Here is a 725-nt window from a genome sequence, read left to right on the forward strand (position 1 = left end):
GTGATGTTCACGTCGGGGTCGACGGGGCGTCCGAAGGGGGCGATGGTCCAGCGGTCGGGGATGGTGAACCACCTGTGGGCGAAGGTGCGGGATCTGGAGCTGGTCGCGGGTGAGGTGGTGGTGCAGAACGCGCCGCTGACGTTCGACGTGTCGGTGTGGCAGATGCTGGCGCCTTTGCTGGTGGGTGGCCGGGTGCGGGTGTCGGGCATCGAGTTGGCGGCGGATCCGGTGGGTCTGTTCGCGATGGTGCGGGATGAGCGGGTGGCGGTGCTGGAGGTGGTGCCGTCGTTGTTGCGGGCGGCGCTGGATGCCTTCGATGTGGAGGGTGGTGCGCCGGGGCTGCCGGAGTTGCGGTGGCTGATGGTGACGGGTGAGGCGCTGCCCGCCGATCTGTGTGAGCGCTGGCATGCCCGCTATCCGCGGGTGCCGTTGATGAACGCGTATGGGCCGACGGAGTGTTCGGACGATGTGACGCATGCGGTGATCCGCTCGGGTGAGGTGCTGGGCGGTCGGGTGCCGATCGGTGGCGCGGTCCGCAATACGCGGCTGTATGTGCTGAGCGATGAGTTGCAGCCGGTGCCGGCCGGGGTGCCGGGCGAGTTGTATGTCGGCGGCGCGGGCGTGGGGCGCGGCTATCTGGACGATCCGGGCCGGACGTCCACGACCTTCATCGCGGATCCGTTCGCGGGTTCGGGTGCGCGGATGTACCGCACGGGTGACCGGGT

At 69.4% G+C, this 725-nt stretch carries 1 protein-coding gene; it reads left to right on the forward strand.

Features of this window, described 5'->3' with window-relative positions:
* Window positions 1-60: 60 nt before the first annotated feature.
* Window positions 61-725 (forward strand): AMP-binding protein (locus ADL34_RS34360; protein WP_234375176.1); only part of this gene is annotated, 665 nt, incomplete at its 3' end.

Origin of the sequence: Streptomyces sp. NRRL WC-3605 (assembly GCF_001509795.1) — a bacterium.
Lineage (GTDB): Bacteria > Actinomycetota > Actinomycetes > Streptomycetales > Streptomycetaceae > Streptomyces > Streptomyces viridochromogenes.